The sequence below is a fragment of the Streptomyces sp. NPDC050448 genome, from assembly GCF_040655295.1.
Taxonomy (GTDB): domain Bacteria; phylum Actinomycetota; class Actinomycetes; order Streptomycetales; family Streptomycetaceae; genus Streptomyces.
The window spans coordinates 1-8,545 of record NZ_JBFAJR010000085.1; the positions used below are offsets into that span (position 1 = coordinate 1).

Sequence of the window (8,545 nt, forward strand, 5' to 3'; positions counted from 1 at the left end):
GCCACCCCGACCCACAGGTGCGCGAAGACGCCAGGCTCGCGGCAGCAGAGATCACCGCGTCGGAGGACCCCACCCACAACTCTTGACTATTGCTCTGCTGCGAACCCGTCCTTGCTCATGTGCCTGGAATCACGTGGGCTCTTCCTGGGGGTGACGGCCACGAATGCCCGGCGTCAGTCCGCGTTGCTGGGACTTCCGCTACCAGTCTCCTGCCGAGGCGGAGTGCGGTCAGCTTATCTGTGGGCCAGTTCGAGGGGCGTCGTTCACGAGGCTATTTTGCTTGTCCTCGCGTCCGTCCCAGGAGATTTTCTTCTGGACGGTCCTGCGGGTCATGAGGCTGATGGCGGCCCAGGTGATCAGGACTTCGGAGTGCTGTACGAGCCTCTCGTAGTCGCGTGCATGGCGGCGGGCGTGCATGAGCCAGGCCAGGGTTCGTTCGACGCCCCAGCGGCTGGGCAGGACGACGCATCCGGTATCGACAACGCGCCCCGGTCGGCCCCCACCGGGCCTGGCGTCGTGCCTCCGGCTCCCGCGGAGCGCTGTTGACGCGGCAGCGGTGGAAGAGAAGATGGCCCGCCCGCGCGACATCCTGACGTCTCACGTAGTCATGAGGGGTATGCACGGGGATCACAAAACAAGAGAACAGGCGGGGACCGAGTGAAATCAGCTCAGGAGGATGAGTACCTGGACTTCGTGGCCGCGAGGGCGAAGGCGCTGTATCGCTCGGCGTACGTACTCGCGGCCGGCGACACGCATCTTGCCGAGGACCTGGTCCAGGAAGCCCTCAGCCGGGTGTACGTGCACTGGAACCGGGTGGCCGGTGCGGACAGCCCGGCGGCCTACGCCCAGACAATACTGGTCCGCACCTTCCTCAGCCTGCGGCGTCGGCGAAGCACCGGCGAGCGCCTCATCGGGCACATGCCCGACAGTGCGGCGTCCGGCCCGGACGCCGCACTGCGGCTGACCCTGCTGGACGCGCTCGGCCAACTTCCGCCCCGCGACCGGGCGGTGCTTCTGCTGCGCTACTGGGAGGACCGCAGCATCGAGGAGACCGCCCAGATGCTCAGGCTGAGCAGCAGTGCGGTCCGCTCCCAGGGCACCCGTGCACTCGGCAGGGTGCGTGCGTTGCTCGGCGACAGCCTGTCCGACCTGGTTCCGCACTGAGCGCCGGTGCACGCAGGTCAAGACCGCAGCAAAGCCCCCATCAGCGACAGAAAGGTGACGCCAGCATGCCGTTCGAAGCAGACCTCGCACATGCCCTGGACCGCACGACCGACTCCCTCGAACCCGATCTCACCGCGCTCCTGAGCGGAGCCGTCGAGCGCGGGCGGAGCCGTCGGCGTCGGCGCAGCGCCTGCGTCATCGCCGGAGTCGGCGCCTGCGCCGTGATCGCGGCAGCCGGCCTGGTGATCCCCGGCGCGCTCGCCGGGACCCGCTCCGCAGGATCCGACATCGAGCCGGTGGCGCTGGCGATGCCCCGTTCTGCGATCACCGGGACCCAGATGATCCAGGCCCTGGAGATGACGTTCCCCGGGGGCCGGTTCAGCCAGGTGACCGGGCAGAGCAACAACCCCTCGGATCCGTCCGGCGGGTACGTCGCCAACGGTGAACTGGTCGTCGACGACGGGCAAGGCGCCGCCATGGTCGGCGTCTCGGCCGTGCGGCTCAAGCTGCCGCTCAGGGACGGCGACGGGCTGAGCTGCGAGCGGACGCCCGCGCGTGCCGCAGGTGACACCTGCACGCTCAGCGAGCTGCCGAGCAGTGCCGCGATTCCCGGCGGGGCCGTGGTGACGTCGGAGCGGACCGCGGCCGAGCACCCGGCTCGTGCCGACACCGCCCGCCGCTGGACGGTGACGGTGACCCTGAAGGCGACCGGCGCGCAGCTTCAGCTGGTGCAGTGGAACAGCACCGGCGGCGGCAGCGGCGCCCACGCGCCAAAGCCGACCCGTGCCGCTCCCCCGCTTTCCGATCAGCAGGCGGTGGCCGCACTCACCGGTGCCGCCTGGGCGCCCATTCTCGGCGCCGTCGGCTGACCCGTTGCATTGCCGGAAACGGGGGCAGAACGTCCGCGGCCTGCCGCACTGGCAGGTCATGGAGAAGAGGAAACGATTGGCCGACCCAAGCCTGGTGGTCCTCGACACTTAGAGGGTGTTCTGCGAGCGTCGGTGGTTCTCGTAGTGCTTGATGGCGGGGTGTCCGGATCTGGGGCTTCACGGTCGGCCGGAAAAGCGGTGTGCTGGTGGTCGTGGGTGGACGTCCTGCGTACCCGAGCGACCTGTCGGATGAGGCCTGGGAGCTGATCCGGCCGGTCATCGTGTCCTGGAAGGGCCGGCACACCTCGGTCAGTGGGCACGTGGGTGGCCACGACATGCGGGAGATCGTGAACACGATCCTCTACCAGGCCCGCACCGGCTGCCAGTGGCGCTACCTGCCCCACGACCTGCCGCCGAAGAGCGCGGTGTACTACTTCGCACTGTGGCGCGACGACGGCACCGCCGAGGCCATCCACGACCTGCTGCGCTGGCAGGTCCGCGAGATGCGCAGACGGCACGAGGACCCCACCGCCGTCGTCCTGGACTCACAGACCGTACGGGCCTCGACGAACGCACCCAAGGACACCACCGGACTGGACCCCGGCAAGAAGAGCCCTGGTCGCAAGCGCGGTATCGCCACCGACGTCCTCGGCCTGGTCATCGCCGTGGTGGTGGTCGCCGCCAGCGTGCACGACAACGCCATCGGCATCGCACTGCTGGACAAGGTCGCCGCGAGCGCACCCACCGTGACCAAGGCGTGGGTCGACGCCGGCTTCAAGAATGCCGTTGTCGAGCACGGCGCCCGGCTGAGCATCGACGTCGAGGTCGTCCAGCGCGAGCCCGGCACACGCGGCCTTGCAACGCCTCCAGGTCACTCGCGAGCCCGTGCTGGAGCTGGCGGCCGAGGACGGTGCCCCGCTGCCCGAGCCGCTGCCGCCGGCTATCGCGAGGTCCTCGCGGCCTTCGAGCAGGCCGGGCAAGGCCTGCGGGCCAGGGATGTCTGCCAGGCTCTCGGCATCGGGCTGGAGCCGCGGCACACCGAGGGCACCCGCGCCAAGCTGAAGCGACTGGTGAACCGCGGCATCCTCACCGAACCCGAACCCGTCCTGTTCACCCTGCCCCAGCCGACGTCGGCGGCACCCGACATCAGCTCGAACTGAAACTGATGACACCCATCACGGAACACCCTGCTAAAAACACATATCGTTGCCGCGGAACGCTGATCACCACTACGGTCGCCATCGAAGGTTGAGTCGCTAACGCGGAACGGCGGGGGTGCAGTGCTCGATACGCTGGTGACAACTGCGGCCGGGGCTCTCTCCGCCACGATCGGCGTCGTGGTCGGGGGCATCGTCACGCGGCGTGCGCAGGACCGGCAGTGGCTCCGCGACCAACAGTTGGCCGCCTACCAGGAGCTGTTCAGCCACTACGCCAAGTTCACGATGGAGATTGGGCGGGCGCATGCCGACCGTCGAGGCTGGGATTACGACTGGGGAGAGTGGAGTGCGGTCCTGGTACGCGTGAGCCTTGTAGCCCCCAACGATGTGGCGACAGCGATTGACGAGTTCGGCCACGCCGTCGATGGCTTCCTGGAGCAAGTAGCGAGGCGGACCGATCCACTGAGGAATCCGTTGAGCCCGGAGGAGTTCCACGCGGCCAAACAAGAACCGGCCCAGGCACAGATACGACTCGTCAACGCCATACGACGGTCGCTGGGCAACGATCGCGGAGTGCCCTTCCAAATCGGCGGGTGAACCATGGGCCAAGGTGTCCTGCGGGCTAACGCAATCTGCTAGCCGAAACGGCCATAAGCTCACAGACCGCCCCCGTTCCACGGCCGCCGCCCTTCAGCACCCGCCAGCAGATCCCCGATGCCCGCATGCGGGCGACCTGTCCCCGCTCCCGTTCACTGGCGCTGGCGGACTTACCACCCCCGCTCACGCGTGGGACCAGTACTGCGAGGCCTCAACCGAATCGGCACCAGCCGCTGGGCCAGTGGCCCGATGCGAGCGATGGTGCCCGTGGACGCCAGACTGCAGCGCCTCACCACCGGCGTTTCAGTGCCGGGCGGGTAGCTGGCCTGTACTCGCTTCTCCTCACCACGACCGGTGCCGTCAGCGGACAACTCCGGCAAGTCCCGCTGTTCTATGTGCCATACGCTTTGCTGTCATTGGGTCACACCTCGGCGCGGACCGCCACCCATCGCGGAGTGCCGATCTCCTCAGCCACCCCCACGCCACCGTCCTCACCCGCGGGAAGCAGCTTCCCGTGCTTGCCCGGCCGGCAGGCGAGGTGTCCCGACGGCCTTGACTCACTCGACCGGGCCCGCGCAGGTGTCCGGATACCGGCGCCTCGGCGATCGTCGCTGCATGGAGGACGCCATGTACCGCCAGTACGCCTCGGGACACGCCCCTGGGTGCGGCAATCGGCGCGGGCTGCGGATGAGCGGCGTACGCTCACGCCATGGGTGCCGAGCAGGTGGCAGTGGCCGACGATATCTTCGATCGGCTGGACACGAACGGTGACGGGGTACTGACCGCGGACGACTACCGGGCCAGTGCCGAGCGGCTGCTCCAGTCGTACGGCGCGGGGCCGAACTCGCCGAAGGCACGCGCCCTGATCGAGGCGAACCAAGCCCTGTGGGAACGGCAGGCCGAGCTGGTCGACCGCGATCGGGACGGGAGGATCAGGCGGGAGGAGTACCGAGAGTGGTTTGCCTCCCTGCCGGCCTCGGAAGCCTCCTCGGGCGCGCCGTCGGGTTCGCCGGAGGTGATGGCGGTGCTCCACGCACAGTTCAATGTGGCCGATCGGGACGGTGACGGAGTGATGGACCTCCACGAGTTCACCGTGTGGCGGGCCCTCAAAGGGATGCCGTCGCAGGACGCGGCGGCCGCGTTCGAACTGATCGACTCGGACGGGGACGGTGCCATCAGCTGGGAGGACTTCAGCGGCGCGGGGAGTGTGCACGGGCTGGCGGCGGCCTTGCTGTACCGGCCTGAACCGGCATAGTGGTCAGGGCTCGCAGAGAATCAAGGTGTTGCTTCCGCCCCTTTGGCTCGTTGGTGTGGTACGCGCATCCCGGATGAGCCCCGTGGCCAACTGGCCATGAGGTTCGGTGAAGTTTGGTGTGTTGTTCCCGCATCCGGACGAACGTCAGCGTCGGCTGCCGATGGGAGCCGAGGCCCGGGTGTTGGGCCATGGCGGCATCCGGGCCGTCACCCAGGCGGCCTTGACCAAACCCGTAGGCCCCCCCGGCTACAAGCTCATCAGTCACCACCGGCGGCCACGACGCCGACGTCGTATCGGCGTCGTCGGGCCCGGCGCCAGGGTCCGGCAGGTAACCGGTTGGATCACGCGTCACCCCGACCGGCTCTCGGAGAGTGATGGGAGCCTTGCCGTGAGTACGTTCGTATTGATCCACGGGCCGGCGACGTGGGCTGGTACTGGCATCTGGTCGAGGCGGAGCTTCGGGCGCGCGGGCATGGCGTGGTTACTCCCGACCTTCCGGGCGATGACGACTCGTTGACGCTCGACGACTACGCCGACGCCGTGGTCGAGGCAGTCGGCGACCACCACGATCTCGTGGTCGTGGGTCAGTCGTTCGGCGCATTCACCGCGCCCTTGGTCGCCGCCCGCCGTCCGGTCGCATCGCTGATCCTGGTCGCCGGGATGGTCCCTGCGCCGGGCGAATCACCGGACCAGTGGTGGAACAACACCGGCTACACCGAGGCCGTGCGGCGCCAGGCTCTCCGGGACGGTGGCCTTACCGGCAGCAACGACCCTTACGTCGCGTTCTACCACGATGTGTCCCGCGAACTCGCTGAGGAGGCGATGAGCAAGGAACGGGCCCACCCATCGCCGGCCGCGTCGGCCCAGCCGTGGCCGCTCGACGCCTGGCCTGTTGTGCCGACCAGGTTCGTGCTGTGCACCGAGGACCGCTTCCTTCCTCCCGACTTCTTGCGCCAGCTCGCGCTGGAACGTCTCGGAGTGGTCCCTGAGGAGATCAAAGCGAGCCACTGCGTCGCGCTCAGCCGTCCTGTCGAGCTGGCCGACCTTGTGGCCGGTGCCGGCAAGAACTGATGTCGCAGCACCCACTTCCTGACCCTGCCTTCCGCAGCGATCCGAACCGAGGCTCGTCATCGAGCAGGTCTACGGCCGGACTGGCCGACGCCGCGGTCCGCCGCAGGCCGCGGCTCGGCCGCCGCTGGCCACAGATCCTGCCGTCCGCATCACGAGGACCGGCGCCCCCACATCGGCACGGCAGATCTCGCAGGCACGCGCCGTGGTGCTCTGCGGGGCCTCGATGCCCTGCTGCGCGGGTCGCGGGCCGGGAGCGCCCGGAAGCCGGCAGTCGCCGGTGTGTACGGCCTCGGGCCGTGCCGGGCGTTGATGCCGTACTGGATCCTCCATTCCACGACCGGCACCTTGTGCTGGGCGGGGTCCGCGCGGACGCGCTCGGCCTGCTCAAGGACGGTGATCCGCTCGCGTGTCTCTGCAAGGAGCGCGGACAGGAAGGTCTCCACGGTCCGCAGCCGGTCCAGACTGCCCCTCGGCACCGGCCCCTGACCATCCCGTCGCACTGACGTCGACGGCCGCCGACTCAGGTGGGGCCGAGGATGGCGCGCCCTGCCGGTCGCAGGCCCCGGGGATCCTCGACACGCGCCCGGAGCCGCGCCGAGCGGACCTCGTCGACGACCGGGCGGCGCCCAGGGCCCAGGCCTGCTGCTCGCCCGCGTGGGGTCCTCGCCGTGCAGCTCCACTGCGTGCCCGGAGAAGTCGCGTACGAGCACGGAGAACAGCTCGTCGAGCACGGATTCGTCCAGGTCGGTCAGGCGGGCCTGCTCCAGGATCAGCCGGCCGTGGACCACGAGCGCGAACAATTCCGCTCTGTACGCGTCGAAGAGCAGCAGCGTTTTGACAGCAGTCCGGGAGTCACCTGGCCGGCGGAGCAGCCGGACGTCAACCGGAGGAGATCCCACCCGGTGGCGGCACTCGATCAGCAGCATCCGATCGGCGAGCTGGCCCGATTCCTCGCCGGAGCGGGGTACCGGCTGGACGCAGTGGACTGGGCGGAGTCCGCCATCGAGCACGCGGCCGGAGCTTCGTCTGAGGGGATCTCCTACCACTGCTCGACGTCACCAGCGGGACGTGGCCGCCCTTGCCCCTGTCGGCGGGTACCAGGTCATCACGATGCGGCGGGCTTTGGCCCATCTGCCTGACCGCACCCGCGTCGTGGCCGAGCTCGCCGAGCTCCTTGCCGATGGCTGGGAGCACGCCGAACGCGTCGAGGCCGGCGACTCCACCATCCTGCTGCTGCGCGGGCCCAAGACCGGGGCCATCACCTGCCTGGAGAAGAGGACCCCGAAACCGGGGGCGATGGCCGGCGTCGCGGTGGTCGTCACCAACGACTGCGGGCACGTCCCCTCGGTGCCGGGGCATGCGAGCCGGCTCCGGGGGCGGCCTCGTGGCGCACGAACCTGACGCTGCGGCAGCTGGCCCTGCTGTTCGGCGTCTCGAAGTCAGCAGCGGACCACATCAGACCGTGGTGCGCGACGGAGCCATTCTCGCGGTCGTCTCCGGCGGACCGGAGGAGGTCGCGCTTCATGGGCAGCCCGCTCTAGCCAAGGCAGCCAAGGTCACGGCCACGGCCCGCTGAAGCCATTGGTCCTCTCCCCCTGCACGGAGGTCCCGTCACTGAGTTCATGTCCACCGGTGTCTTCCGCCCGTCTCCCCGCCCGTCTCGCCGCCCGGCCCACGGTCCCCGTGCTCAGCGGAAGACCACCGCCGCCGCGGCCCACTGGGCCGTGGTGGTCCCCGTGGCGGCGCAGGTCTGGGCCGCCGGGACGACCCGGTAAGCGGTGGTGAGCCGGTACGAGGAGAGCTGGAGCATCGGCATCGCCGTCCACTCGGCGGTGAAGACCGGTGCGGAGCCGGTGTTGGTGCCGACCGCGCCCACCAGCAGGTCCCCGGCGGCGCAGTCCAGTCGGGTCGAGCCGGTGCTGAAGGCCGTCCCGCCGGTCTCCCCGTGGGCCTGCGCGTATCCGACGGCCGCACCGATACCGCGGAACTCGTCTACGGCGATGTGGTACTTGCTCGCGTGCGGGTACGTCGCGCGCAGGGAGTCGAACGTGCCGAGCGGGTGCGCCCCGAAGGCGGCCAGGATCAGCGTCCGGTGCCGGGCGGCGTCGGTCTCGTCGCCGACGATGCGGAACGTGTCGCCCTGGGTGTCGGTGACTGCGACCGGGCCGGGGCAGGAGCTGGTCAGCATGATGCTGACGACCAGCGCGTCCCCCTCGGTCACCGAGGACAGCACGGGCAGCACCACATCGGTACCGGAGAGGATCTCCTGCCCGGAGGCGACGCGGCCCACCCAGGAGGGCGGCTCCTTCGCCGTAGGGGCCGCTCCCGCCGCCGGTGCCCGCAGGGAGGGGCGCGGGTTCGCGGTGGGGGGCGGGCAGGGCTGCTCCTCCACCGGGAACCCCGCCTTGGCCCCGGCCGGGGCGCCCCCGCTC

The 8,545-nt window shown here is 69.7% G+C and carries 6 protein-coding genes and 5 pseudogenes; 8 read left to right on the forward strand and 3 right to left on the reverse strand.

Annotated features, from left to right (window positions below; all coding sequences use genetic code 11):
* Positions 1-228 precede the first annotated feature (228 nt).
* Positions 229-477 (reverse strand): annotated as a pseudogene (locus tag AB0I68_RS38410) (hypothetical protein); the annotation flags it as partial.
* A 180-nt stretch (positions 478-657) separates the two neighbouring features.
* Between AB0I68_RS38410 and AB0I68_RS38415 the strand changes: the two are divergent.
* The 6 genes and pseudogenes from AB0I68_RS38415 to AB0I68_RS38440 all read left to right on the forward strand — a co-directional run bounded on the left by AB0I68_RS38415 (position 658) and on the right by AB0I68_RS38440 (position 6,113).
* A complete protein-coding gene (locus AB0I68_RS38415) occupies positions 658-1,164 on the forward strand; it encodes a SigE family RNA polymerase sigma factor (RefSeq protein WP_363182091.1) in 507 nt (168 codons plus the stop codon).
* Positions 1,165-1,229: 65 nt separating this feature from the next.
* Entirely contained in the window at positions 1,230-2,033 is an 804-nt protein-coding gene (locus AB0I68_RS38420) for a hypothetical protein (RefSeq protein WP_363182092.1), read from the forward strand.
* 212 nt (positions 2,034-2,245) lie between these two features.
* A pseudogene (locus tag AB0I68_RS38425) lies at positions 2,246-2,887 on the forward strand (IS5 family transposase); the annotation flags it as partial.
* A 426-nt stretch (positions 2,888-3,313) separates the two neighbouring features.
* Positions 3,314-3,787: a hypothetical protein gene (locus AB0I68_RS38430; RefSeq protein WP_363182093.1), complete on the forward strand. Its 474-nt coding sequence runs from the start codon at positions 3,314-3,316 to the stop codon at positions 3,785-3,787.
* A 709-nt stretch (positions 3,788-4,496) separates the two neighbouring features.
* Complete coding sequence (locus tag AB0I68_RS38435) at positions 4,497-5,042, forward strand: EF-hand domain-containing protein (RefSeq protein WP_363182094.1); 546 nt, start codon at positions 4,497-4,499, stop codon at positions 5,040-5,042.
* Positions 5,043-5,465: 423 nt separating this feature from the next.
* A complete protein-coding gene (locus tag AB0I68_RS38440) occupies positions 5,466-6,113 on the forward strand; it encodes an alpha/beta hydrolase (RefSeq protein WP_363182095.1) in 648 nt (215 codons plus the stop codon).
* 520 nt (positions 6,114-6,633) lie between these two features.
* Here AB0I68_RS38440 and AB0I68_RS38445 read toward each other — a convergent pair.
* Positions 6,634-6,916 (reverse strand): annotated as a pseudogene (locus AB0I68_RS38445) (acyl-CoA dehydrogenase); the annotation flags it as partial.
* 319 nt (positions 6,917-7,235) lie between these two features.
* Between AB0I68_RS38445 and AB0I68_RS38450 the strand changes: the two are divergent.
* Together AB0I68_RS38450 and AB0I68_RS38455 are read left to right on the forward strand one after the other, a co-directional pair.
* Complete coding sequence (locus AB0I68_RS38450; RefSeq protein ID WP_363182096.1) at positions 7,236-7,514, forward strand: hypothetical protein; 279 nt, start codon at positions 7,236-7,238, stop codon at positions 7,512-7,514.
* Positions 7,490-7,561, forward strand: a pseudogene (locus AB0I68_RS38455) (transposase family protein); the annotation flags it as partial. The gene AB0I68_RS38450 and the pseudogene AB0I68_RS38455, both read left to right, overlap by 25 nt.
* A 239-nt stretch (positions 7,562-7,800) precedes the next feature.
* On the opposite strand, the pseudogene AB0I68_RS38460 reads toward AB0I68_RS38455, so the two are convergent.
* Positions 7,801-8,545, reverse strand: a pseudogene (locus AB0I68_RS38460) (hypothetical protein); the annotation flags it as partial.

What these genes read in the sequence shown, in the direction of transcription:
- AB0I68_RS38420 (WP_363182092.1), top strand. Translation starts at nt 1,230, where the DNA reads ATGCCGTTCGAAGCAGACCTCGCACATGCCCTGGACCGCACGACCGAC.
- AB0I68_RS38435 (WP_363182094.1), top strand. Translation starts at nt 4,497, where the DNA reads ATGGGTGCCGAGCAGGTGGCAGTGGCCGACGATATCTTCGATCGGCTG.